The organism is Polynucleobacter sp. AP-Sving-400A-A2, assembly GCF_018688155.1.
Lineage (GTDB): Bacteria > Pseudomonadota > Gammaproteobacteria > Burkholderiales > Burkholderiaceae > Polynucleobacter.
Map to the genome: position 1 here is coordinate 271,147 of NZ_CP061312.1, position 25,682 is coordinate 296,828.

Consider the following 25,682-nt stretch of genomic DNA (forward strand, 5'->3'; position numbering starts at 1 on the left):
TGATTACCCAGATTATTTAAGGAGTTTGAGATGCCCTCATTTGACGTAGTGTGTGAGCCAGACATGATTGAGTTGAAAAACGCGATCGAGCAATCCAATAAAGAGATTACCAATCGTTTTGACTTCAAGGGCTCTGATAGCCGAGTTGAACAAAAAGATGAGATTTTGATCTTGTTCGGTGATGACGACTTTAAGTTAGGTCAAGTTCGCGATGTGCTTTACGGCAAGATGGCTAAACGCAATGTGGATGTGCGCTACCTCAAAGACGACAAAAAAGAGACGATTGGTAGCGATAAGCGCAAGCAAACCATGAAGATCCAAAAAGGCATTACTGCAGAGTTAGCTAAAAAAGTAGTGCGCATCATTAAAGATAGCAAGATCAAAGTGCAGGCGAGTATTCAGGGTGACGCTGTACGCGTAACGGGTACTAAGCGCGATGATTTGCAAGAAACCATGGCTATGCTAAAGAAAGAAGTAACTGAAGCGCCATTGGGCTTTAACAACTTCCGTGACTAAAGATGTGCTTCAGATTGCGCCAGCAAGCCAGGAAGCTATAGAGCGCTTCTGCGATGCTTGTTGGCTTGAGGATGGGCTGGCGAAAAATAGCTTGTATGCGTATCAGCGAGATCTATTACTCCTGGCGCAGTGGCTTCAAAAAGACTCGGGCGCGGATTTGTATGTAGTAACCGAGAAAGATCTCACTGCCTACATTGCGCATCGCCGTGCCGACAAAGCTACTACTGCAAATCGAAGGCTTACAGTATTCAAGCGTTTTTATCGTCATGCTTTGCGCATGAATTTAGTAAAAAGTGATCCTTGCATTGGTTTGCGGGCAGCTAAGCAAGCATTGCGTTTTCCTAACACACTCAGTGAGGATCAGGTGACTTCGTTACTCAAGGCCCCCGATGTCGAAACTGCCTTGGGGCTGCGTGATCGCACCATGCTTGAGTTGATGTATGCCAGTGGCCTGCGCGTTTCTGAGATTGTTTCTTTAAAGACCGTTGCCTTGAGTTTAAATGAAGGTGTCATTCGGGTTGTTAATGGCAAGGGTGGTAAGGAGCGTTTAGTACCTTTTGGTGGTGAGGCGGGGCAGTGGTTACGTCGCTATCTTGCCGATTCCAGAACACCATTGCTTGAGGGCAAAACCACTGATGCGGTATTTGTGGGACGTCATACCGGCACAGGTTTAACTCGCCAAGCATTTTGGGCTCTGATTAAGCGCTATGCCACGATTGCCAATATCCCAGTAGCCTTATCTCCACATACCTTGCGCCATGCTTTTGCTACCCATTTGCTAAATCACGGGGCCGATTTAAGGGTAGTACAACTACTTTTGGGGCATGCTGACATATCTACTACCCAGATCTATACCCATGTAGCCAGAGAGCGCCTCAAATCGATTCATCAGCAACATCATCCTAGAGGTGCTTGAGAAGATTGGTTTGGTTGTTTGGATGATCAGCTCAGGTGCTCAAAAAATAATATCTACGATAAGTGTTTAAGATATCAGTATGAATTTCACTTTAGATCTTTTACTTATTCCAATTGCCTATTTCATCGGATCGATTTCGTTTGCGGTGGTGGTGAGTAAGTGCATGCGTTTGCCCGACCCCCATTCTTATGGGTCTGGCAATCCAGGCGCCACCAATGTTCTGAGAACTGGTAATAAGCTTGCTGCTGTTTTGACTTTGATTGGAGATGCGCTAAAAGGTTTTTTTGCTGTGATGCTTGCCAGAATCCTTCTGGGTGATGAGTCGTTGACCTCTACCTTAAGTTCTTGGTTGTTATGCGGCGTAGTGCTGGCGGTTTTCTTGGGACATTTGTTCCCGGCGTTTCATGGCTTTAAGGGTGGCAAGGGTGTTGCTACTGCTTGTGGCATTTTGTTTGGTATTAATTGGATTCTTGGCTTAGCTACATTGGGTACTTGGATTATTGTGGCGACATTCATGCGCTACTCATCTTTAGCTGCTTTAGCTGCAGCAGTATTTGGCCCCATCTATTTTGTGTTTTTGTTTGGTTTTCAACCGATGGGTATTGCCCTATTAGTAGTTTGCTTGCTCTTGATTTGGCGTCACCGCAGCAATATCAAAAACCTGATGAATGGCACTGAGTCGCGCATTGGCTCAAAGAAGAAAGTCCAATCATGACCATTGCTTATTGGTGTGTTCTCTTTATGGGTTTACTTCCCATCGTTGCCGCCGGCATTGCAAAAAAAGGATTTGAGGGCTATGACAATGCCGCCCCTCGCCAATGGTTAGCAAAACAAACTGGATATCGGGCGCGCGCTAATGCAGCCCAAGCAAACCTCTTTGAGTCTCTCCCGCTATTTTTTGCCGCAGTCATCATTGCAGTCATAGCAGATACGCCTCAACATAGAGTGGATCTACTGGCACTGGGTTTCGTTATTGCCAGAATCACTTACTTAGTTTGCTATCTTGCTGATTGGCCTACAAGCAGATCTATCGTTTGGCTTGCTGGCTTAGCTTGCATAGTAGCGATCTTCTTACAAATCTAATCGCAGCAAAATAATTTAGAAATCACGAGACAAACATTAATGGCAATTAAAAAGATAAGCACTAAAAACCTTACCAAAAATTCTACCAACACTAAGCCTGCAAGCAAGGCAGCAACAAAAGTAGTTAAGAAGGTGGTGCAGAGTACTGCTACTAAGACCCCAGCAAAGAAGGTGGCTGCCAAGATGAGTGATGCTGCAGGCACACCATTGTCTGTGGTGATCCGTCGTCGCATCGAGGCTCAGAGGGCACGCTTTCATGCGAATGACAATATTTCTGCATTTATTAAGCCGGGTGAGTTAGAGGGCTTGGTGGATGAGGTTGCAGAAAAAATGCAGGCAGTATTAGAAAGTTTGGTGATCGATACAGAGAGTGATCACAATACTAAAAACACCAGCCAACGTGTTGCCAAGATGTTTGTTAAAGAAGTATTTAATGGTCGCTATATTGAGCAACCAACACTCACGAAATTTCCTAATGTCAGCCGACTAAATGAGTTGATGATCATTGGCCCAATAACGGTTCGTAGTGCGTGCTCACACCATCTGTGCCCGATCATGGGTCGCATCTGGATTGGTGTCTTGCCAAGCAAAGAATCTGCACTGATTGGCTTGTCGAAATACTCGCGCCTAACTGAATGGGTAATGTGTCGCCCACAAATTCAGGAGGAGGCAGTTGTGGAATTGGCGGATATGCTCGAGAAAAAAATCAAGCCTGTCGGCGTTGCTATCGTGATGGATGCGGATCACTTTTGTATGCAATGGCGCGGTGTTAAGGATCGCGATTCGAAGATGGTCAATAGTGTGATGCGTGGAGCGTTCTTAAAAGACTCTAATTTGCGTAGAGAGTTTTTATCTCTTTTAGAAAAGAGATAGGGATTAATCTAAGCCCAACGATCTACCGCTAAATGAAAAGGTATCTCTTGTCCCAGCCTAAGATGCGATTTTTGAGTATTTGCTTGGTTATCACTTCTATCTTTGGCTGTGGATCAATGATCTATCCAGATGCGAATGTCGATCCCTCAAAGAACAATCGGGCTACTTTCAAGCAGGATGCAATTGATTGTGCAACAGCGTATCCCGTTGTTGACTCAGGCGCACACATCAAACAGAGAATTGGCTGTATGAATCTCAAGGGTTGGCGCTGATGCGCCACTGAGAACAGTTCTCAACAAAATAATCAATTAAATCATAAGCTTACACTGCCTATGGTCGAGTAATTTGATCTACTCTAAGATGAACTTAGATGCAATCTTTGTTCTATCTCACCCTCTGGAGTCCATATGAAAAATAGCCGTCGCCAATTTATGATTTTGTCCGCTGCCGGTGCCTGCACTTTAGCCTTGAACGGTAAAGTTCAAGCTCAAGCCATAGTTGCTGAAACGGATCCACAAGCTGCTGCATTGGGTTATAAAGCAAACGCTACTACTGTAGATAAAGCCAAGTATCCAAAGTACGCCGCTGGTCAGGTTTGCAGTAATTGTGCTTTGTACCAAGGTAAAGCTGATTCAGCTGCTGGTGGCTGCTCTTTGTTTGGCGCTAAGCAAGTTGCCGGCAAAGGCTGGTGCTCTGCTTACGCTAAGAAGGCTTAATGGCCATTGATTTATAAGACTTCAAAAAGGCCGCTTGTTTAAGCGGCCTTTTTAATGGCATTACCTCTCAAAAATGGGGTTAAACATTTTTCGAACTTTCTGTGTTCCGTATATGGATAGATGATTACTGTCTGAAAAGTAGCTTCCCTGCTCATCTGCGAAGTTGCAATGCTCTTGATCGCACAGTACCTCGTGGGGCAAGATCAGTCTGTCTTGTAGTTGGCGTGACAAAGAGCTTATCAGGGCCTTGAATTGACTATCAAATGAGGCTCTCGTGACGGAAGAGTTTTCAATAGCATTCCCGAACTTAATATTTCTGCTCGCCACTGATGCAAAGTCAAAATTAGGAATAGCGATTGGACCAACCAAGTAGATGGTTTTTCCTGTCTTCGCTAAATTATCCATCAGCATCATGATTGATTTTTCTCTATAGGTGAAATTGGGGTCTGAAATTAATTCCCCTGATTTATCAACTAAGTCATTTGAATACCAAGTCATCGCAATGATGACAGTTTTTAGATTTCTATCCTTTTTTATGGCTTGAATATTTATCTCAGCCATCTTTAGGCATTCTGTAGAAATATTCAGATCGATTGTTGGCAGGCAGCCATTGAGTGGAATAATTAGGCCAGCCTGATGATGTGTGTTGAGAGACTCAATAATTGCTGGTGCATACATCTGGGCATGTGAGTTGCCAAGAAGCGCCAATGAGGGAGACTCTTTTATATCGCCAATTAAGCAGCTACGAGATGCGCCATAAAGTCGGTAGTTGCTTGGGGGGCACCGGTAGTTTGAGTCAATGGCATTGGCAAATGAATTTGCAAGATCAGCATCTCTACTTGGCAGGCCTTTTAATGCCAGTATGGTTGACGCATACGCAACTAGTAGGCAGTAGATAGAGAGAATTGCAAGCAATGTAGTTCTGGTGGGGATTGAACTCCTAAATGGATTTTCAATATATTTCCAGCTCAAATACGATATGAGGATAGTTGCTAGCAATGCGCTCATCAATATATATAAAGGCACGCTATCTACATAGATGTACTTTAGAAAGACTAAAATTGGCCAATGCCATAGGTAGAGCGAAAAAGAGCATAGCCCCACTAGTCGCACTGGTTTTGTAATTAGATAACGAAGAAGTAGCGAGTTACCACTTAATTTGTTCCAAAGAATGAGGCCCGTGCCTAGAGTCAATAGAGTTGCACTCGGAATTGGAGATAGCGGGTTTATGAAATTAATAGCAATAAGCGCTAGTCCCGCCATGAACAAAAAGTTCAGGCGTGTCGAATTTTCCGGTCGAATAGTTGGTAGTAGTGCAAAACAACCACCGATTGCAAATTGCCAAATGCGCGTTGGGAGTAAAAAGAATGCTGGGTTTGAGCCACCAATATGCGTGAGATAAATATTAGCGCCATATGAAGATATGGCTATTAATAGCAGTGCCAATATTTTTAGTGATTGGGGTCTAACAAATCTAATGATGATGATTAATATTGCTGGGAAGAGTAGATAAAATTGCTCTTCCACACCTAGGGACCACATGTGAAGCAAAGGCTTTAATTCATCGCTGGTTGAGAAATATCCACCCGTTCTCCAAAAATAAATATTGGCAATAAAACTCAGTGTTGCAATTTGACTCTTTGCATACCTCTCTAGATCTGGGGCAAGCAATATAAAAGTGGCGGCAATTGAGCTAGCAATAAGCATGGCTAGCATCGCTGGCAAAATCCTTCTAATCCTCTTTAGATAGAACGAGGAAAATCGGAATTCTTTCTTTGCTGCTTGCCTACCAATTAAAAGAGTAATGAGGTATCCGGAAATGACAAAAAACAAGTCAACACCAAGATATCCAGATGGCAGGGCACTTGGGAAGAAGTGAAATACGATTACCGCCGATACCGCTAGCGCTCTAAGCCCGTCAATTTCTTTTCGGTGATGTAAGTCCAGTTGATTAGTGGCTTGGCTAGTCATCTGTTGATTTTAAGGTAGACCAAACCACTTTATTGGCCATCTATCTGCATGCGCTTATGATTGAAAAGAAAACCCTATTGATTACCCTTGATCCCTTATCTTCTTTAAGTGCTGGCAATTAATTAACTTAGTGATGCGACTATCCCGTAAGCAACTCATAAAAAATCTTGCCTTTTATCTTGGCGGTGATCAGCCTTTTGTCTCTTAGTTGGAGTGGATACGCTCTGTATTTGGGGAATTTTTAGGACTTTTGTTAGTGATCACTATCGATTAGCCCCTTTATGAGCATGGTGGTATTGACGAATGGCTAATGGAGTCTCTGGGCGCAAGTGCACTGCTAGTATTTGCCTTACCTCAGAGTTCAATGGCTCAGCCGTGGGCTGTTATTGCTGGGAATACCCTATCGGCATTGGTTGGCATCTCGATATTCCGCTTTGTAAATGAGCCTCTGTTAGCAATGCCTTTGGCGGCCAGCCTATCCATCCTGGGGATGCTTGCATTGCGTTGTTTGCACCCGCTCGCCGTCACAGTAGCCCTAATGGGTGTTTTGAGCCAGATTAACCATTATCAATATGCTTTTTTCCCAGTGATGGTGGATTCCATTCTATTAATATTGGCTGGGACTATCTATAGTAATTTAACTGGAAAGCCTTACCCAAATAGGCCAAATTAAGCCTGATCGTGGATATAAAGCCTATAAAATCAAGGCTTATTTACAAAAAACATAAAGGTTTAAATTAGGCGCCCATGACGACTTCCCAGTCATCTACCTCGACTTCAGTCTTACCTATCATATTGTGTGGTGGCTCGGGTACTCGCCTCTGGCCCTTATCGAGATCGGGCTTTCCAAAGCAGTTTTTAGTATTGTCTGGCGATGATTCGGGCAAGAGCTTATTTCAGCAAGCAATTGAAAGAATTAATGCAATCGGGTCTGCCAATGATTTTGAGCTCGGCCCCACTCTAATTGTTACCAACGAAGAACATCGTTTTTTGGCTCTCGATCAACTACGAGAACTAAAGGGGGTTCAGGCAAATTTACTGCTTGAGCCTATGGGGCGCAACACGGCGCCGGCGCTTACATTGGCAGCCTTTCAGGCACAAGACTTTGCGGCAAATGCTAGCCCTCAGAAGGGTGATCCAATTTTAGTGATTACGCCTGCCGATCAGACCATTCGCAATCAACCAAGCTTTATTAAGTCCTTACAGAATTGCATTGCAACCGTTGAGGCTGACCAATCAAAAAAAACAATTGCCATCTTAGGTGTCACGCCATGCGCCCCCGAAACAGGCTATGGATACATCAAACGTCAAGGCGATGCTGGTATTCATGGCGAGTTTGATGTGGAGAGATTTATTGAGAAGCCCGATGTCAGTACTGCTGAGGCTTATTTAAAAGAAGGTGACTATCTTTGGAATAGCGGCATGTTTGTATTGCGTGCTAGCACCTGGCTTGCTGCATTACAAGAATTCAGGCCTGATATTTATATCGCCACTGAGAGTGCTTGGGGTGCGAGGGCGATTGATCAGGCTGGTGACGTTGCTTTTATTAGGCCAGGTGCTGAAATTTTTAAGACAGTTCCTAGTGAGTCAATTGACTACGCGGTAATTGAGAGGTGTGCGAGCTCAAATGAACTGAATCATTTTTCCGTCAAGATGGTGGAGTTGGATGCCGGCTGGAATGACTTGGGTGCATGGAACGCTGTATGGCAAGTTGGCAATCAGGATGAGAATGCTAATGTCATTACCGGTGATGTCATTGTGGATGATGTAAAAAATTCTTTGATTTATTCCAGCAGTAGGTTGGTTAGTGCTGTTGGAGTTGATGATCTGATTATTGTGGAGACTGCAGATGCAGTTCTAGTTGCTAATAGAAGAAGTAGTCAGGCTGTAAAGTCGGTTGTTGAGCTTCTTCAGTCCCAGCAGCGAGAAGAGAAAAATTTACACAGAAAAGTCTCAAGACCATGGGGCTGGTATGACAGTATTGATCAGGGTGATCGCTTCAAAGTAAAGCGAATCCAGGTAAAGCCTGGAGCAAGTCTTTCCTTACAGATGCATGAGCATCGGGCTGAACATTGGGTGGTTGTTAAGGGTGTAGCTGAGATTACCAATGGCGATCAGGTAATGACATTGACTGAAAATCAAAGTACTTACATTCCCAAAGGGCAAACCCATCGCTTAGCTAATCCAGGTAAAGATCCCTTAGAAATTATTGAGGTGCAATCGGGCGCTTATTTAGGTGAAGATGATATTGTGCGATTTGAGGATATATATGGGCGGTCGAAATAATGACTAGTACTGAAAACTTTGGCTCTCGTACAGCCTTAATTTGCGGTGTAAGTGGTCAAGACGGTAGCTACTTAGCAGAATTACTCTTAAAAAAGGGATACAAAGTTTTCGGCACCTCCAGAGATGCTCAAGGCTCGTCTTTTTCAAATTTACATACGCTTAGATTAAGGTCCGATATTGAGTGCCTATCCATGGTGCCGGAAGACTTTAGAAGTGTTTTGGTAGCATTGAGGAAAAGCAATCCTGATGAAATTTATTATCTTGCTGGCCAATCTTCAGTTGGCCTCTCCTTTGATCAGCCTGCGGAAACAATTCAAAGCATTACCTTGGGTATGTTGAACATTCTGGAGGGTTGCAGAATGTTAGATCATGACATTAGGCTTTACCATGCTGGATCTGGTGAATGTTTTGGCGATACTGGCGGCATTCCTGCTAATGAGTCAACCCCGTTCCATCCGATGAGTCCATATGCAGTTGCCAAGTCCTCCGCATATTGGTTGGTGAATAATTATAGGGATGCCTATAATTTGTTCGCTTGCACTGGAGTTTTGTTTAATCACGAGTCGCCTTTGCGCCCCGAGCGTTTTGTTACTCAAAAGATTGTGCGTTCAGTAAAACGTATTGCAGAAGGCAGTCGTGAAAAATTAAGACTAGGACGTCTAGATATTGCAAGAGACTGGGGTTGGGCACCAGAGTATGTCGAGGCAATGTGGTTGATGTTGCAGCAAGATAAACCACAAGATTTTGTCATAGCTACTGGCTCTACTATTACCTTGGAAGAGTTTGTGGCTGTAGCCTTTGAGCAGGCTGGTTTGGATTGGAGGGACCATGTTCTCCAGGATCCTAATTTATTTCGCCCAACAGATTTGGGTGTAGGTCGTGCCGATCCCGCAAGTGCTTTGCAAAAACTGGGGTGGCGTGCATCTATAAGCGGTGTCGATGTCGCTAGAAAAATGTTCCAAGCACTAGTTTAAGTTACAAAAATTTTCGATATAAAGATGATGATATGAAAAACAAACAAAAGACCGCCCTTGTGACTGGAATTACTGGCCAAGACGGCTCCTATTTGGCTGAGTTTTTATTGGAAAAGGGATACGTTGTTCATGGTATCAAGCGTCGCGCTTCATCTTTTAACACCGATCGCATTGATCATCTGTATCAAGATCCCCACGTTAACCACCCAGATTTGATATTGCATTATGGTGATTTAACTGACACCAGTAATTTAGTGAGCATTATTCAGCAAACTCAGCCTGATGAAATTTATAACTTAGGCGCTCAGAGCCATGTGGCAGTTTCTTTTGAATCGCCGGAGTACACGGCTGATGTCGATGCAATGGGTCCACTTCGTATGCTGGAGGCTATCCGGATCTTGGGTTTGGAAAAGAAAACTCGGTTCTATCAAGCTTCTACCTCCGAGCTGTATGGTTTGGTACAAGAAACCCCCCAAAAGGAGAGTACCCCCTTCTACCCTAGGAGCCCGTATGCAGTAGCCAAGCTTTATGCGTACTGGATTACGGTCAATTATCGTGAGGCATACGGCATGTATGCGTGTAACGGCATCCTCTTTAATCATGAGTCGAAGCGACGTGGTGAAACTTTTGTAACGCGAAAGGTAACGCGTGGACTAGCCAACATTGCTCAAGGGTTAGAAAAATGTCTTTATATGGGCAATATTGATGCTCTTCGGGATTGGGGGCATGCAAAGGATTATGTCCGTATGCAATGGTTGATGTTGCAACAAGAAAAGCCTGAAGATTTTGTCATTGCCACGGGTATTCAGTTTACCGTTAGGGAGTTTATTGTTCGCAGTGCAAAGTTGCTCGGTATTACCCTAAGGTTTGAGGGGGTTGCCGAGCAAGAGAAGGCGGTGGTTGTTCAAATCGATGGAAATAAAGCACCCGCTTTGAAGGTTGGGGATGTGATTGTGCAAATTGATCCTCGCTACTATCGCCCGACCGAGGTCGAGACACTTTTGGGAGATCCATCAAAGGCAAAAGAAAAGCTTGGATGGATTCCTGAGATTACTCTGGATGAGATGATTCAAGAGATGATCGAAAATGATTTGGATAAGGCTAGACAACATGCCTTACTTAACAAGCATGGATATTCAGTATCTGTCGGTAAAGAAAACTGATTGCCCTAAGTTAAATATATGACATCCAACTTACACCAAAAGATTTACGTGGCCGGTCATCGAGGCATGGTTGGATCAGCCATTGTCAGAAATTTACAAGCTAAGGGCTATCTTAATATCCTGACAAGAACACATGCTGAGTTGGATTTAACAAATCAGCTAATGGTAGAAAATTTCTTTAAGCAAGAAAAGCCTGATCAAGTTTACTTAGCTGCCGCAAGGGTGGGCGGGATCCACGCTAACAATACCTTCCCAGCCGAATTTATCTATGAGAATTTGATGGTTCAGAGTAATGTGATTCATCAATCTTTTATGAGTGGCGTCAAAAAGCTATTATTTTTAGGTTCGAGCTGCATCTACCCTAAGTTGGCACCACAACCAATGAATGAGGCTGCCTTACTCACAGGTAAGTTGGAGCCTACGAATGAGCCTTATGCCATTGCAAAGATTGCAGGAATTAAGATGTGTGAAAGCTACAACCGTCAGTTTGGAATTTCGCACAACATTGACTACCGATCGGTAATGCCAACAAATTTATATGGCCCCGGTGATAACTATCACCCTGAAAATAGCCACGTTATTCCTGCTCTTATTAGGCGGTTTCATGAAGCTAAAGTAAATAAATTTCCGGAAGTTGTAATTTGGGGAACTGGGTCCCCAAGGCGTGAGTTTTTATACGTTGATGATATGGCTGCAGCATCTGTATTTGTGATGGAGTTGGATAAGTCGGTATATGACCAACATACTGAACCAATGCAAAGTCATATTAATGTTGGCTCTGGTTCTGATATCACCATTGCGGAGTTAGCTGAGGCTATTTCTAAAGCTGTAGGTTTTAAGGGGGAGATTCAATTTGATCCAGAAAAGCCTGATGGCGCACCACGAAAGTGGATGGATAGTTCGAAGTTGGCCGCCTGGGGGTGGGAGCCGAAAATACCTTTAGATATTGGAGTGCCAATTACTTACGCCGCTTTTTTAAAAAATTCTCCATATTGTGGCTTCGTTGAAGCTCTATAGCAGGTACTTAAGCTTAATTTACTTGCAAAAAATTCATCAGATTGCTGATTTAGTTAACTCAAGAGATTATTATGCTCATCAATATTATTCAATATCTTGAAAATTCAATTAAGAGGCACCCTCAAAAGATTGCGGTTCAGCAGGGAGATGTCTTAATTACCTTTTATGAATTAGGGGTGAGATCAAAATCTATCGCAAGAAAAATACTTGAGAGAACTTGTGAAATAAACAAACCCATAGCCGTCTTTTTGCCAAAATCAGTCTCGTCTGTATTGGGAGATTTAGGCATCACTTATAGTGGCAATGCTTATATGAATTTAGATGTAAGAGCTCCTGATGAGCGATTAAGTGCAATTCTTCATCACATACAACCAGCACTCCTGATAACTGATAATGCAAATTATCACAGAGCAAAAAAATTGTATTCCAACGAACTGGTGTTGAATATTGATGATATGAATTTCAATGAAGGGGTTGAGGTTCTTGAGAAAAATGTAGTCGATTTCATAATTGATCAAGACCCTTACTGCATCATCAATACTTCCGGATCAACCGGCACTCCGAAATCTGTAGTGTTGAATCACAAAAGCTTTATAGATTTTATAGAATGGTCTGTGGAAAAATTTAAATTTGATGAGGGCATCAAAATAGGATCTTTATCCCCATGCATTTTTGACATATACACCTACGAAATATGTTTAATGTGCGCTAAAGGGGTTACCTTATATTTGATTCCAGAGGAATACTCCACATTCCCGGTAAAAATTATCAACTATCTTGAGGATGAGGGTATTAACTTCATTTTTTGGGTGCCAACAATCATGGTGAATATTGCAAATTTTGACTTGCTGGGTGAGAGGCGCTTGAAATTGGATGTAGTTTGGTTTGCGGGAGAGGTTTTCCCTACAAAGCAGTTTAATTATTGGCGAGGAAAGCTCCCAACAACTACCTTTGTAAATATGTATGGCCCGATTGAAATTACATTGGATTGCACCTATTTTATTGTGAATAGAGAAATCGAGGATGATGAGCCGATTCCAATTGGGATCGCTTGTCAAAATACCGATGTAATTATTTTGAATGAATTTAATCGACAGGTGAAATCGGCAAATGAAGAAGGGGAGTTATGTGTTCGTGGAACCTCTCTGGCTATGGGCTATTACAACAATCCCGAGGGCACTAAAAGTGCGTTCGTACAAAATCCATTAAACAAAAGCTATCCGGAGTTAATTTACAGAACCGGTGATTTAGTTACGCTAAACGGCTTTGGTGAAATTGTCTATAAGGGTAGGAAAGATACCCTAATTAAGCACTTAGGATACAGGATTGAATTGGGAGAGATAGAGCATGTTTGCGTAAATGTGCTAAAAATAGTGCTTAACTGTTGTGCGCTATACAGGGAGAGTGAGAAAAGGATTGTGTTGATCTATGAGTCTGATGTTGAGCTTGAAGATAAGGTTCTCAGGACTGCTTTAGCGCGAGTGCTTCCTAGATATATGGTCCCCCATATTTATATCCACAAAAAACAGTTACCAATGAATCCAAACGGGAAGATTGATCGCTTGAGAATCAAAGAGGGTGAATTAAGTTGAAAATAGTATTTTGTGGTGAGGATCGATTCAGTGCTGTAGTGTTGGACTCACTCGGAAAAGGTCCACATAGCGTGGAGCTGGCCATCTCTCCTTGGTATGAGAATTTTATTTATAAAAAGATGGAGCGCAGCGCATCTCTCTTAGGTGTTAAATACATGCGCTTTAAAGACATTAAATCATTTGAATTTGAGTCTGAGTTACGAAATATTCGTCCTGATTTGCTAATCACCTGCCATTTTCAAAAAGTATTGCCAAAGGAAATTATTGACATTCCAAATTTTGGCTGCATAAACCTTCACCCCTCCTTATTGCCGAGGTATCGTGGAATGAGTCCTCAGCACTGGCCAATTATTAATGGAGATTTTGAAACGGGTATTACGATCCACTATATTGATGAGGGGGTAGATACTGGAAACATTCTTGTCCAAGAGACGGTCTATTTGGACGGTGAATGCTATGTAGCAGACTTGCAAAATAAAATGATGGAAATGTATCCCAGAATGATTGCGAGAGCAATTGAGTTAGTTGCCTCTGGAAATCTGGGCTCCAAGCAAAATAATGTAGGGTCCTCGTACTATGGAAGATTAAAAATTCAAGACGTAACGATCAAAACTGAGGTGGGGGTGGAGGCGGCCCATGGGATGATTCGAGCGGCTTCCAGACCATATTTTGGCGCTAGATTTGAAGATCTTATTATCTGGAAAGCTAAAATAGCCTCTGATAATATTAACAATACTTATCTCAATCTAGGGTTAAATAAAGTGGGGGCTGATTACTATTTAAAGCTAAAGGATGGGAACATTTTATTAGAAAGTTTCGATATATTATGAATGAAATAAAAAATAAGATTCATCAAATCCTCCTAAGTATTAGGCCGGATTTGGTTTTTGATGAAAATGTCAACTATATTGATGATGGCTATTTTGATTCATTTGATATCGTTACCATTGTGAGTGAATTAGAGATGATGTTTGGTATAAAAATATCTGGCTTAGATGTTCTTCCTGAGAATTTTAATAATACTGAGAAAATTATAAGATTGGTAGAGAGAACAATGAAATGATTTTTGAGTATGCTGATAAATATATCTCTGGAGTACTAACTATTTTGCCAAAAAATAGCGTTAACTTTAAAGATGAGTTAGCTAACTATGCATTTTCTGAAAAGCAATCCTTGAAGCTTGCGAGCATAATGGGGTTGGATAAAAGGAGGGTGGCAATTCCTGGAACTTGCTCATCAGATCTATGTTTGGCTGGACTACTTTATTTGATTGATAAAAAGTTGCTTGATAGGGATGAAATTGACGCTCTACTTTTTGTTAGTCAAACTCCGGACTATCAGATGCCCCCTACTAGTAACTTGCTGCATGGAAAATTGGGTTTGAGCAGCAATGTGGTTTGTTTGGATATCAATCAAGGTTGCGCTGGATTTATAGTTGGCTTAATACAGGCCTTTCAATTGCTTGACCAAAAGAAGGTTAATCAGGTTGTGCTTTTGAATGTGGATGTTCTCAGTCCGAAAGTTTCACCTGATGATAGAAATAGCGCCCCATTGATTGGGGATGCCGCCTCCATAACAATTATCAAAAAGAATAATGGATTGAATGCTGCGATAATTGCATCATTAAAAATGGATGGTAAAGGTGCAATGGCCTTAAATATCCCCGCTGGATTGGCTAGAATGCCTTATTCCCCTGAAACTGAAGTTATGTATCGAGACGATAGTGGGAATTCTAGAAGTCTAAATCATCTTGTTATGCATGGGGACCAGGTATTTAACTTTGTTATGAACAGTGTGCCACCTCTGGTTCGTGAAATTCTCGAGGAGTCTGGCGAGACGATTGATTCAATTGATAAATTTATTTTCCACCAGCCAAATAAATTTATGCTTGAAAAATTAGCTGATGAATTGTCTATTGAGTATGCAAAGCTTCCCTCTAATACGGTCGGCTTGTATGGGAATTCAAGTGGCGCAACGATTCCGGTTACATTAGTACATAATTTCTCCAAACAATTATTAAGTGAAACTATGAAAATATGTTTTTGTGGCTTTGGTGTTGGTCTTGCGTGGGGAGCGACAATTTTAAATGTCGGTAAATTAGATTTTTGCGAAATGTTGGAGGTGTAATGGAATTTTTTCTTAGTAAGTTGGCTGATTTGTTGGAGGTTGATGAACTCTCCCCATCGGATAATTTTTGTAATTTTGACGCTTGGGATTCTTTGACAATCCTGTCAATTATCGCTTGGTGTAAAGCTGACTACAACATAAGCTTGACATCAAAGGAAATCATAGAATTACAGAGCCCTGAAAAACTGTTTGCTTTCATAAGCTCAAAAAGTCAAAATTAAGATGGAGTCCCCCACCTTTAGCGGTAAGAATGTTCTAGTTACAGGTGCTGGCTCTGGTATAGGTAGGCAGATTTCGCTCGATTTAGCTAGCTTGGGCGCATTTATTTATCTGCTGGATATCAATAAGGATGGGTTATGTGAAACGGCGAAATTATGTAAGAGTGAAAAAATCAAGATTATTCATGCCGATCTCTGCGAGTTTGGTGCTCTTGAGGATATTTTGATTGCGGCATTAGAGGGTGAGCGTTTGGATGGGCTTGTTCATTGTGCTGGAGTATCTCAATTATCCCCCCTAAAATCACTAGACATGGATAGGGCGCTTAATACGTATCTTATAAATAGCCATGCAGCCATTTTTTTGTCAAAATTTTGCTCTTCATATAGGGTGATCTCAAAATTAGGCGCCTCATTTGTATTTATATCTTCAATATATGGACAAGTTGGATCAGCTGCAAATTCGGCGTATGCAATGTCAAAATCCGCCATTACAGGGCTCGTCAAATCTTTAGCAATAGAATTGGCGCCAAAAAAGATTAGAGTAAATTCTATCGTTCCTGGATTTATTGAAACGTCAATGCTAAATAAGCTGTCCGAAAATTTTGACGCCGAATACGTTGATAGATTGAGAGCGCTTCACCCCCTTGGGTTGGGTGGGGTTTCTGATGTTTCTAACGCCATCGTATTTCTACTATCACAAAAATCAAGATGGATAACAGGATCTGAGCTTGTAGTAGACGGGGGCTATACAGCGCAATGAGTTTAATTAAATTTACATTGGTAACTGGAGCAACTTCAGGAATCGGCAGGGAGGTGATCCACCGATTACAAGATGATAGCAGGCTTATAATTCATGGAAGAGATCTACAAAAATTACAAAATATCCAATCCGAATTGAAGCGTCCTGATGATCACTTGATCTGGAATCATGATTTGGTGAATACGGTGAATGTCGAGCAGTCAATTTCTGATCTGCTTACGTTAAATAACATTACTGTTGATAAATTTGTTCATAGCGCTGGGATTATGCAGTTAAAGCCTCTTAAGATGCTTAACCACTTGGATTTCTCTGAAATTTTTAATATTAATGTGGTTTCTGCTGCGCTAATTGTTAAATCCTTGGCATCCCAAAAAGTTAACTCTAGTAATCTCAGATCAGCTGTTTTTATTTCAAGTAATTTAAGTGGTTCAGGTGCTAAAGCATTAAGTAGCTACGGTGCCTCAAAATCTGCATTAGATGGATTAATGGCGTGCCTATCTGTTGAATTAGCGCCAAAAGTTAGAATTAACTCGGTGCTTCCTGGTGCAATTTATACCGCTATGACATCCAGCATTTTGGGGGATGAGGATAAAAAAAATAGGATGGAGGCAGCTTATCCGCTAGGATTGGGGTTAACAACCGATATAGCTGATACTGTTGCCTTTTTATTGTCCGATAAATCTAGGTGGATAACTGGACAAAAAGTTGTTGTTGATGGTGGCAGATCAATCAATCTAACGGGTTAAAAAATGAGTCAAAAAGGGTTGATAGTTGTAGGTAGTGGGGCTCTCGCAGCTGAGTGCGTTGAAACTATTAAGTGCTTTGATGATTTGGAAGTTGAGGGCTATTTAGATGATGGTGGTTATGAAAACTACCAAAACAATAAAGCAAGGTATGGCTACAAGGAAGAGTATTTAGGCACAACTTTTGAATATAAATTCAAAGAAAGTCAGAATGTGCTGGTTGCATTCTCTACAGGTAAGAAGCGGGAATTTTTTCAGACGTTACTTGGTAAAAAAGTCAATCTAGAAAACCTAATACACCCGAGTGTAAAAATTCCTGACTCAGTGAAAATGGGTGTTGGCAATATAGTAGGTCAGAATGTCGTTATTGGCCCAAATGTAAAAATTGGGGATGGAAATGTATTTACCGCTTACAGCTTCATAAGCCATGATTGTCAAATTGATAGTTACAATTTTTTTTCTACTGCTGGATTGGCGGGCGGGGTAATTGTTGGAAGTTCAAATTTTTTTGGCATTAGATCAACCGTAATTCCAAAAATTAGAATTGGAGATGAAAACACCATTCAAGCTGGCATGGTGATTGATAAGAATGTTGAAAATGGCAGCACTATTTTTTACAAATACAAAGAAAGTATAATTATAATTAGCTAATTGCACCTGGCTATATTGTAATTGTATATAGATTTTTATTTGCCTTCCAATGCCTTAATGGTAAAGCCAAAGTGGGCGACTTTAAAAGATAAAATTTAGGGGTTGGTTGAATTTATATATATATGTATTGATGTGCCGTTACTTCTACTTCAATTAACCAGGGGGGATGTTTTTTTTGCCCATCCACTGCCCGTTCTCTTAAGGCAGCATTGCACTTAGCTTGCTCCAGTTGCCTGACAATAATATAATTCATGATGAGTAGAATTCTAGTTACCAAACCATTTCTTCCGCCTTTGGACGAATTTATGCCATATCTACAAGAGATTTGGAATAGTGGCGTCATAACAAATGGTGGAAAATTTCATCAAGAGCTAGAAGATGAGCTAGCTAGATATTTGGGTGTCAGCAACATTTCATTATTTTCTAATGGAACGATTGCTTTAATTACTGCTTTGCAGGCCCTGGGAATTAGGGGGGAAGTTATTACTACACCTTATTCATTTGTTGCAACTGCACATTCATTGCTTTGGAATAATATTAAGCCAGTATTCGTAGATGTTGATCCAAAAACTTTAAATTTGGACCCACAAAAGATTGAAGATGCAATTACATCCAATACAACTGCGATTCTCCCCGTCCATTGCTATGGGAATCCATGCGATGTCGAAAATATCGAATTAATTGCTAAAAAGCATAATCTAAAAGTAATTTACGATGCAGCCCACGCATTTGGAGTGCAGTGTCATTGCGGGAGCATTCTCAATCATGGCGATCTATCAATTCTCAGTTTTCACGCTACCAAGGTATTTAATACATTTGAAGGTGGGGCAATAATTTCAAAAGATTTGGAAATGAAGCAAAAAATTGATCAATTAAAAAACTTTGGTTTTGTTGATGAGCTAACCGTTACAACTGCCGGCATCAATGGCAAGATGAGTGAAATTAATGCAGCTTTTGGATTGCTGCAACTTAAGTATGTAGATAAGGTCATTCAGCAGCGCAAGCTAATTGATGCTGCGTACAGGAAAAAATTATCTGGAATAAGCGGCATGCGCTGCCTTGATGCAAGTGAAGCGTCGGTTGCAAATTATTCATACTTTCCGATACTTGTTGAGCAAAATGCTGAAATAGACAGAGATTCCCTATATCAAAAGCTAAAAGATAAAGAGATTTATTCAAGACGGTATTTTTATCCTTTAATTAGCAAATTCCCCATGTATTCTGGATTACCATCTGCAAGGGATGAGAACTTAAAGCATGCAATTCAGGCTGCAGCTCAGGTGCTTTGTTTGCCTATTTATCCAGAGCTTACCATTGACCAACAAGATTTTATTTGTAATGTCATTCTAGAGGAATTAGGAAATACTAAATGAAATTTAATGCTCCAATTAAGTTCATGAATGAGGCAATTAACTCGGGCGCTTTAGATGCAAGGGTACTCAATATGGAAGTTCTCGATTATTTCGGTATGTATGTTCTGCGTAAAGCAATCGATAGCAAAACTATTGAGCGCTACTATCGTGAATATAAGAGTTATCAAAATTCAGATCATTTCAATCGTACTAATTTTCATTTAACCGAGGTTGGGGTCGAGGACGGCAATCCATTGAGGGAGATTTTAAAGAATGCCCAATTATTGAAATCCATTGAAAAATTCTTTTTGGGTAATGTTGGGTTATATAACTTTAGAATTGTTAAGAAGGATGCGGAAGATTTTTCCCCGGTTTTCTTGCATCAAGATGTCGGTTATCATAAGGGCGGGTTTGAACGCTACTCATTATTTATACCGCTGACAAGGTGTTGGGTTGAAAACGGCGGTCTAAAACTATATCCAGGAACGCATAAGTTTGGATATTTGGGTGATGTTGGGGAGATTAGAGATTTTTTACCAGCAGCCTATCCGCGCCTAACGCCTGAATTGTTTCCAGGCGATATTTTATTTATGCATTCTGCACTTTGGCATTCGTCCGGCGAAAATTTAAGTGGCGAGGAGCGAGTGTACCTCGATGTTCATATTCAGGATGCAAATGAACCATCAAGTTCTCAGACGTTAACTGGAGCAAGTGATGGCCAGTGGATTTTGAATTTGAGCCATGATGAAATTTTTTCTAATTCTAGATCTCAAAAATTAAAAGCTCTCTATCAGAAAATTCAGGAATAACTCGAGCCTGCCCCATCTCCAAAATCCCCTAATAATTTAAATCAACTTATAAAGATAAGGGGAATGGAGCTAAAAAAATGCATAGGCTCCTTATTTCTCAACCAAGCTGCATGTATCTCATCACATCTATTGACATTATTAAAGCGCATATAAGTTGTGAATATTGCTAAAATTGTGAAGCATACTTAAACGCCAAATTAAGATAAAAAGACCAGATTGCATACTTTAAACGCGCTAAAATTCTTTTTGTGTAACTTAAGCTACGGAAGAAAAAAACAGTTAATTCTATTGGTTGCGCTAAATGTAACCTCTTCTGCTTTTGAGCTAATTAGCATTGGTGCTATTGGACCATTGATGCTTGCATTAATGAGTCCCGACATTCCCTTTGGGTATATTTCAAAAATAAATATCGCCTATTACTTCAATATTACGGCAGCCAAAGATATTGTTCTTCCAATAGTTATTTGTTTTATTTTATTGGTTTCCATGTCCGGTTTAGTTAGAATTCTAGCCTTGTATGCGGGTACAAAGTTCTCTTTTTCACTTGGAGCTGAAATAAGCACAGCCTGCTTCAGAGCGTATTTACACAAACCTTATATCAATATTATTGACGATCACAGCAGTGAAATAATAAACAATATTTTTGTAAATGTTAATTTACTTATTTATCAAGTAATAAATCCTCTTACATTAATTTTTAGTGGATTATCTCTAATTATCTCACTATGTTTATTGATTATTTTTATATATCCCTTTAATTCTATACTTGCATTTCTTTTCTTATTCATCATATACATATCTATCTATATGATGAATAAGAAAAAATTTATAGATAATGGCCAACGGCTAAATGCTGAGTCCACCAAAACATTAAAGGCCTTGCAGGAAGCGATCGGTGGAATAAGGGACATAATAATCGACAGCAGCCAAAATACTTTTCTACGCATTCATGCTGCTGCAGATTCAACCCTTAGAGAGGTTCAGGGGAACAGTCAATTCATTAGCGCGGTACCGAGGGTTGCGGTTGAGGTAGTCGCAATAATTTCAATAGCAATTATTGGCTATTTTTTATCAAATGGTGCCGAAATGATTCTTGCTCTTCCCACCCTTGCCGTCCTTGTCATGATTGGGCAAAGATTATTGCCCTCTTTGCAGCAATGCTACATAGCAGTAAATTCAATAAACGGCACGCTACTGCCATTAATCAAAATAAATGAACTATTAAAACTCAATAGAGAAATTGCAAATGATGATAAAGTGAGTTCGCCTCTTAAATTCAGCGGGTCAATTAAATTAAATAATATCGAATTAAAGCTTGGAAAGTTAGATCAGGTAATTTTATCGGACATTAATCTTGAAATTTTTAAAGGCGAAAGAATTGGAATAATTGGCAAGACTGGCTCAGGAAAAAGTACGCTTGTCGATGTCATAATGGGTCTATTGTTACCAACAAGTGGTAAGGTTGAGATAGACTCTGTTGCGCTTAATTCGAAAAATATTAAGTCTTGGCGGTCAATAGTTGCCCATGTACCACAATCAATATTTTTAACCGATGGCTCAATTAAAGAGAATATTACTTTCGGAATTCCTGAGTCTGAAATCTCAGTCGAAAAAGTCTTAAGTTCTGCAAAGCAGGCGGAGTTAATGGATTTTATTGATGTTGCTCCTGCTGGTATTGATGCAATGATTGGCGAGCGAGGTGCGTTTCTTTCTGGTGGACAAAAACAAAGGGTTGGAATAGCACGCGCTCTTTATAAAAGTTCACAGATTTTAATTTTTGATGAGGCAACAAGTGCTTTAGATTCTAGCGTTGAAAATTCTGTTATGAATTGCATTTACTCTCTAGATATGTGCTTTACTATTATTGTTATTGCCCATAGATTGTCAACATTGAGGGGTTGTAGCCGAATTATAGAAATGGAGCGAGGGCGGGTGAAGAGGATTGGAACATATGCGGAAATGATTGAGAAGAAATGAGTGATCAAGATAGTGAACATCGCTTTGCTCCGATAGTTATTCATACCTATATAAGAATTGATCATCTTAAAAATACTATTGAATCGCTTTTGCAAAATGATTTAGCTGGATTGACGGATTTATTTATTGCATCAGATGCACCTAGGAGTGACGTCGATAAACCTGATGTTTGCCTTTTACGGGAGTATATTAAATCGATAAGTGGATTTAAATCGGTAACTGCAATATTTCGAGAGGAAAATTTAGGGGCTTATGATAATTCTAGGCTTTTAGTAGATGAGGTGTTTAAAAAGGCTGAAAGTTTAATTTCTATCGAAGATGATACTATCGTTGGTAGGGGATTTCTTAGGTATATTAATGATGGACTTGCCCTCTATAAGGGGGATGAAAGTGTCTTTGCTATTTGCGGGTATCTCGATAAATCTGTATCTATAAACTCCTCTACTGATGCCGTGCTACTTCCTGGTTTTGCAGCTTGGGGTTATGGCATTTGGAAGGATAGATTTTATGAGGTTCCAAAATTTGAAGACCTGGCTGCTGAATTCTTGTGGAATCCAAAATTATTTTTAAGAATGAATCTGAATAGGCCTGATTTACTTCAGGGTGCTAGGGCAGTATCCAATGGCTTAGTTGCTGCTGATTTTGCATTTTTACTCCACATGATTAAAACAAAGAAAAGATGCCTATTTCCATCATATTCTCTTGTTCGTAATATGGGTAATGATGGAACGGGAGAGAATTGCATGTTTGACCTTACCTATGAAAGTCAGCCCTATAATAAAGAAAAGATGATTCATGTCGGCCTAGATAAAACGAGGCATTATTATCCCAATAACCCATTCTTCTCTTCGTTGGGGGGGTGGAATGCATTAATTATTAATTTAATTAAATTCATTGCTATGGTAATTTTTGGGGAGCGATTCTTTAAGAATGCTTCAAGCCTTAAGGGCTCTATAAAACAGATGAAATTCAAGTAACAATCCCATTAAATTTTTAAATGCATGCAACTAAGATAAAAACTTGCCCAGTTTGTAAAAATTTAATGAAATTTACTTTTCAATCAACTGTATTGAAGAAATACAAGGTGGATTATTTTGAGTGTAATGAGTGCGGATTGTTGCAAACTGAAGCTCCTCATTGGCTTGATGAAGCATACGACAATGCGATAGCTATTGCTGATACGGGTCTTGTGATGAGGAACATCTCGCTTGCATCTAAGTTGGCAGTGTTGATCTATGACGAGCTCGATCCGTCCGCATATTATCTTGACATTGCTGGAGGTTACGGCATGCTAGCGAGAATAATGCGAGATTATGGTTTTAATTACTTTTGGAGTGATAAGTATTGTGAGAATCTTCTGGCTCGTGGCTTCGAGGCAGATGTTGAAAAGCATTCTTACCTGGCGTTAACGGCTTTTGAGGTTTTAGAGCACATCCATGATCCTCTAGCATTCATCAGCGAGCAAATTAATCAATACAACTGTAAAACCCTCATTTTCACAACCGAGCTGTATTCTGGCCCCAAAGCCCCACCCATTGATTGGTGGTATTACACATTTAGCACCGGCCAGCATATTTCCTTTTACAAGAAAGAAACGCTTGAAAAAATTGGAAAAGTTTTAAATCTTAATTTTTATAGCATCAATGGAATTCATATAATAAGTGATAAAAAGTTTCACCTCAATAGAACTTTAAAAGTCAGAATGGGTAGATTTTCTTATATATTTGCAGCGCTAATTCGTCGAAAATTAGGTGGGCTTACCATCTCTGATCATCTTAAGTTGGCGAGATAGGGTAGTTTTTAGAGTGTTTTTCTCAATCTACTAGTAAGGTGAATTTGAAAGTAGCTTACGACCATCAAATTTTCTACCAGCAACCCTTTGGTGGTATTTCTCGTTACTTTACAAATCTAGCTTCTCAAATTCTTGAGGCGGGTGAAGCGGTCAATATTTTTAGTCCGATCTATTGCAATCGTTACCTGGGATCTTTGCCTGAAAATATTGTTCGGGGGCATTACATCGCAAAATATCCACCGAAAACAATAAGGCTGGTAAATGCTTATAACAATGTCATTTCTAAGCATCAAATTGGAGCGTGGAAACCCGATTTACTACATGAAACCTATTACTCAAGGGCGAGCCTGGCTCCAAAAAAATGCGCTATCGTTACCACCGTATACGATATGATCCATGAAATTTTTAAAGAAGATTTTTCTGATGGCGGTAGAACATCTAGATTAAAGCTTGAGTCAATAAATCGGGCTGATCACATAATATGCATTTCTGAAAGCACAAAAAAGGATTTGATCGAGATATTTAATGTGCCCCACCATAAAGTTTCGGTTGTTCTATTAGGCTTTGACCAACTCTCTCAAAATCCTCATCTGAAGGGAAGCGCTGCCGATTCTTATGCTCCATACTTGTTGTACGTAGGATCTCGAGCCGGGTATAAAAACTTCACTGGTTTTGTTGAGGCTGTCGCCTCATCGGAAGGCTTAATGTCCGATATCAATATTATTTGTTTTGGCGGCGGATCCTTTGATGAGAATGAAACTACCCTCTTTAAGCAGATGGGCTTTAAAGAGGGACAAATTCTTCAGATAAGTGGGGGTGATGAGCTGCTTGGATCTTTCTATAGGGGGGCTAAAGCTTTCGTATGCCCTTCTTTATATGAAGGATTTGGGATTCCACCGCTTGAGGCGATGGCTAATAATTGCCCTGTAATATGTAGTAATACGAGCTCTATCCCAGAGGTTGTCGGAGGCGCCGGAAAATATTTCAATCCGAGTGATGTCGGTGATATGTATAGGTCAATCGAGAGTGTTGTTTACGATGAGTCTATGATGCAGGAGCTTAAAATGTTGGGTGCTGAGCGTTTGCAAAATTTTTCTTGGAAAAAATGTGCCGATCAAACCCTTGCAATTTATAAGCAGTTGGTCTCTTAGCCCCAACCGAATTGCAGCCCTACCTTATTAGGTTTTAAATGGTTATCCCTTCAATATGATTAGACATATAGTTAATATTTTCTTATGGTTTCTTCCGCCAACAAGATTATTTCTGTTGCGAAATTTTCTCCTAAAGATTGCCGGTATTAGATTGGGTCGAAACGTTAGATTTTGTGGGCGCTCCTGGATTTACGGCCGAGGGGATTTACTTATTAGTCACGACACTTGGATTAGTCCAGGTGCAATTATTTTCACTCATGAGAGTGTAGCTATCAATATTGGCTCTCAGTGCGATATTGGGCCGGGCGTAGAGTTCATCACCGGCAGTCATGATATTGGCACCTCGCTTAGACGTGCCGGAAATGGGTTTGCAAAAGCAATCACTGTGGAAGATGGGGTTTGGATCGGAGCTAAGAGCATTATCTTAGGTGGAGTCACTATTGGATCTGGATCAATCATTGCGGCTGGTTCTTTGGTTAGATCTGATGTGCCACCCAATTCATTGGTTGCTGGAGTTCCAGCAGTAGTTAAGCGATCTCTGCCTCTATGACAAAGAGGGTGGTTTTCATGTGCAATGCTTTGGATGACTTGACTCGTTCAGAGCGGGGAATATCAACTGATAGCCCAGCTGCCACAAGAAAAATAATCTTAATGTGCAAAGCTTTACGTCTTGCCGGCGTGAGGCCAATCATTTTGAGCATGGGTCGAGGGGGATCAATGTCGGAGTGGAAAAGTTTTTCAAGTGTAGTGCGAAGAGTTGATGGCTTGCCATTGCTATACATTCCGTTTACATCAATTCCAATTCTATCCCAGCTGTTGTCGGCCTTTGCATTGATGTATGTTGTCTGTAAGCTGCGTCTTAGAAGGATTAAGCACCTCATTTTTTATAATCGTATGGAGGCATTTCTTCCATCGCTGTTGGCGAGCTCAGTATTAAGGTTTAAAAATATCCTTGACCTTGAGGATGGCGAAGTCCGTAGGAGTAGGCGTCTCCT

29 protein-coding genes are annotated in these 25,682 nt (G+C 40.6%); 27 read left to right on the forward strand and 2 right to left on the reverse strand.

Annotated features, from left to right (window positions below; translation table 11 throughout):
• The first annotated feature begins 30 nt into the window (after positions 1-30).
• The 7 genes from C2758_RS01470 to C2758_RS01500 all read left to right on the forward strand — a co-directional run bounded on the left by C2758_RS01470 (position 31) and on the right by C2758_RS01500 (position 4,104).
• A complete protein-coding gene (locus tag C2758_RS01470) occupies positions 31-516 on the forward strand; it encodes a YajQ family cyclic di-GMP-binding protein (protein ID WP_215328825.1) in 486 nt (161 codons plus the stop codon).
• Positions 509-1,432 carry a site-specific tyrosine recombinase XerD gene (gene xerD / locus C2758_RS01475; RefSeq protein WP_215328826.1) on the forward strand — a complete coding sequence of 308 codons (924 nt, stop codon included), beginning with the start codon at positions 509-511 and terminating at the stop codon, positions 1,430-1,432. The genes C2758_RS01470 and xerD overlap by 8 nt, the downstream gene beginning before the upstream one ends.
• A gap of 79 nt (positions 1,433-1,511) precedes the next feature.
• On the forward strand, positions 1,512-2,147 hold the full coding sequence (plsY, locus tag C2758_RS01480) for a glycerol-3-phosphate 1-O-acyltransferase PlsY (RefSeq protein ID WP_215328827.1): 636 nt from the start codon (positions 1,512-1,514) through the stop codon (positions 2,145-2,147).
• Positions 2,144-2,515, forward strand: coding sequence for an MAPEG family protein (locus C2758_RS01485; RefSeq protein ID WP_215328828.1), 372 nt, complete (start codon positions 2,144-2,146; stop codon positions 2,513-2,515). Before plsY ends, C2758_RS01485 begins: the two co-directional genes overlap by 4 nt.
• A gap of 183 nt (positions 2,516-2,698) precedes the next feature.
• Positions 2,699-3,388, forward strand: a complete 690-nt coding sequence (gene folE / locus C2758_RS01490) for a GTP cyclohydrolase I (RefSeq protein WP_251369274.1) — start codon at positions 2,699-2,701, stop codon at positions 3,386-3,388.
• An 83-nt stretch (positions 3,389-3,471) separates the two neighbouring features.
• Positions 3,472-3,660 carry a hypothetical protein gene (locus C2758_RS01495; protein ID WP_215328830.1) on the forward strand — a complete coding sequence of 63 codons (189 nt, stop codon included), beginning with the start codon at positions 3,472-3,474 and terminating at the stop codon, positions 3,658-3,660.
• 135 nt (positions 3,661-3,795) lie between these two features.
• Positions 3,796-4,104 (forward strand): high-potential iron-sulfur protein, encoded by a 309-nt coding sequence (locus C2758_RS01500; protein ID WP_215328831.1) that lies wholly within the window; start codon positions 3,796-3,798, stop codon positions 4,102-4,104.
• A gap of 60 nt (positions 4,105-4,164) precedes the next feature.
• Here C2758_RS01500 and C2758_RS01505 read toward each other — a convergent pair whose 3' ends face one another.
• Positions 4,165-6,075 carry an acyltransferase family protein gene (locus C2758_RS01505; RefSeq protein WP_215328832.1) on the reverse strand — a complete coding sequence of 637 codons (1,911 nt, stop codon included), beginning with the start codon at positions 6,073-6,075 and terminating at the stop codon, positions 4,165-4,167.
• 310 nt (positions 6,076-6,385) lie between these two features.
• On the opposite strand from C2758_RS01505, the gene C2758_RS01510 reads away from it, so the two are divergent.
• The 20 genes from C2758_RS01510 (at position 6,386) to C2758_RS01605 (ending at position 25,237) form a co-directional block, all read left to right on the forward strand.
• Positions 6,386-6,748 (forward strand): HPP family protein, encoded by a 363-nt coding sequence (locus tag C2758_RS01510; RefSeq protein WP_215328833.1) that lies wholly within the window; start codon positions 6,386-6,388, stop codon positions 6,746-6,748.
• Between the two features lie 74 nt (positions 6,749-6,822).
• The gene (locus C2758_RS01515) at positions 6,823-8,361 is read left to right on the forward strand and encodes a mannose-1-phosphate guanylyltransferase/mannose-6-phosphate isomerase (protein WP_215328834.1); all 1,539 of its coding nucleotides are present in this window, start codon (positions 6,823-6,825) and stop codon (positions 8,359-8,361) included.
• A complete protein-coding gene (locus C2758_RS01520) occupies positions 8,361-9,335 on the forward strand; it encodes a GDP-mannose 4,6-dehydratase (protein ID WP_215328835.1) in 975 nt (324 codons plus the stop codon). Before C2758_RS01515 ends, C2758_RS01520 begins: the two co-directional genes overlap by 1 nt.
• Before the next feature lie 32 nt (positions 9,336-9,367).
• Positions 9,368-10,498, forward strand: coding sequence for a GDP-mannose 4,6-dehydratase (gmd, locus tag C2758_RS01525; RefSeq protein WP_215328836.1), 1,131 nt, complete (start codon positions 9,368-9,370; stop codon positions 10,496-10,498).
• Positions 10,499-10,516: 18 nt separating this feature from the next.
• Positions 10,517-11,515 (forward strand): GDP-L-fucose synthase, encoded by a 999-nt coding sequence (locus tag C2758_RS01530; RefSeq protein WP_215328837.1) that lies wholly within the window; start codon positions 10,517-10,519, stop codon positions 11,513-11,515.
• Positions 11,516-11,586: 71 nt separating this feature from the next.
• A complete protein-coding gene (locus tag C2758_RS01535) occupies positions 11,587-13,107 on the forward strand; it encodes an amino acid adenylation domain-containing protein (RefSeq protein WP_215328838.1) in 1,521 nt (506 codons plus the stop codon).
• A complete protein-coding gene (locus C2758_RS01540; protein ID WP_215328839.1) occupies positions 13,104-13,937 on the forward strand; it encodes a methionyl-tRNA formyltransferase in 834 nt (277 codons plus the stop codon). Before C2758_RS01535 ends, C2758_RS01540 begins: the two co-directional genes overlap by 4 nt.
• The gene (locus C2758_RS01545; RefSeq protein WP_215328840.1) at positions 13,934-14,170 is read left to right on the forward strand and encodes an acyl carrier protein; all 237 of its coding nucleotides are present in this window, start codon (positions 13,934-13,936) and stop codon (positions 14,168-14,170) included. The genes C2758_RS01540 and C2758_RS01545 overlap by 4 nt, the downstream gene beginning before the upstream one ends.
• A complete protein-coding gene (locus tag C2758_RS01550) occupies positions 14,167-15,234 on the forward strand; it encodes a 3-oxoacyl-ACP synthase III family protein (protein WP_215328841.1) in 1,068 nt (355 codons plus the stop codon). The genes C2758_RS01545 and C2758_RS01550 overlap by 4 nt, the downstream gene beginning before the upstream one ends.
• A complete protein-coding gene (locus tag C2758_RS01555; RefSeq protein WP_215328842.1) occupies positions 15,234-15,455 on the forward strand; it encodes a phosphopantetheine-binding protein in 222 nt (73 codons plus the stop codon). Before C2758_RS01550 ends, C2758_RS01555 begins: the two co-directional genes overlap by 1 nt.
• 1 nt (position 15,456) lies before the next feature.
• Positions 15,457-16,212, forward strand: coding sequence for an SDR family NAD(P)-dependent oxidoreductase (locus tag C2758_RS01560; protein WP_215328843.1), 756 nt, complete (start codon positions 15,457-15,459; stop codon positions 16,210-16,212).
• Positions 16,209-16,958 (forward strand): SDR family NAD(P)-dependent oxidoreductase, encoded by a 750-nt coding sequence (locus C2758_RS01565; protein WP_215328844.1) that lies wholly within the window; start codon positions 16,209-16,211, stop codon positions 16,956-16,958. The genes C2758_RS01560 and C2758_RS01565 overlap by 4 nt, the downstream gene beginning before the upstream one ends.
• A gap of 3 nt (positions 16,959-16,961) precedes the next feature.
• Positions 16,962-17,606: a hypothetical protein gene (locus tag C2758_RS01570; protein WP_215328845.1), complete on the forward strand. Its 645-nt coding sequence runs from the start codon at positions 16,962-16,964 to the stop codon at positions 17,604-17,606.
• Positions 17,607-17,857: 251 nt separating this feature from the next.
• Complete coding sequence (locus C2758_RS01575) at positions 17,858-18,979, forward strand: DegT/DnrJ/EryC1/StrS aminotransferase family protein (protein WP_215328846.1); 1,122 nt, start codon at positions 17,858-17,860, stop codon at positions 18,977-18,979.
• On the forward strand, positions 18,976-19,767 hold the full coding sequence (locus tag C2758_RS01580; RefSeq protein ID WP_215328847.1) for a phytanoyl-CoA dioxygenase family protein: 792 nt from the start codon (positions 18,976-18,978) through the stop codon (positions 19,765-19,767). Before C2758_RS01575 ends, C2758_RS01580 begins: the two co-directional genes overlap by 4 nt.
• A 216-nt stretch (positions 19,768-19,983) precedes the next feature.
• Positions 19,984-21,744 (forward strand): ABC transporter ATP-binding protein/permease, encoded by a 1,761-nt coding sequence (locus tag C2758_RS01585; protein ID WP_215328848.1) that lies wholly within the window; start codon positions 19,984-19,986, stop codon positions 21,742-21,744.
• Complete coding sequence (locus tag C2758_RS01590) at positions 21,741-22,721, forward strand: hypothetical protein (protein WP_215328849.1); 981 nt, start codon at positions 21,741-21,743, stop codon at positions 22,719-22,721. Before C2758_RS01585 ends, C2758_RS01590 begins: the two co-directional genes overlap by 4 nt.
• A 20-nt stretch (positions 22,722-22,741) precedes the next feature.
• Entirely contained in the window at positions 22,742-23,536 is a 795-nt protein-coding gene (locus C2758_RS01595; protein WP_215328850.1) for a class I SAM-dependent methyltransferase, read from the forward strand.
• A 44-nt stretch (positions 23,537-23,580) separates the two neighbouring features.
• Positions 23,581-24,687, forward strand: a complete 1,107-nt coding sequence (locus C2758_RS01600) for a glycosyltransferase family 1 protein (RefSeq protein ID WP_215328851.1) — start codon at positions 23,581-23,583, stop codon at positions 24,685-24,687.
• A gap of 115 nt (positions 24,688-24,802) precedes the next feature.
• Complete coding sequence (locus C2758_RS01605; protein ID WP_251369224.1) at positions 24,803-25,237, forward strand: DapH/DapD/GlmU-related protein; 435 nt, start codon at positions 24,803-24,805, stop codon at positions 25,235-25,237.
• Here C2758_RS01605 and C2758_RS10690 read toward each other — a convergent pair.
• The gene (locus C2758_RS10690) at positions 25,215-25,568 is read right to left on the reverse strand and encodes a hypothetical protein (RefSeq protein WP_251369225.1); all 354 of its coding nucleotides are present in this window, start codon (positions 25,566-25,568) and stop codon (positions 25,215-25,217) included. The two genes, C2758_RS01605 and C2758_RS10690, sit on opposite strands and share 23 nt — an antisense overlap.
• Positions 25,569-25,682 lie beyond the last annotated feature (114 nt).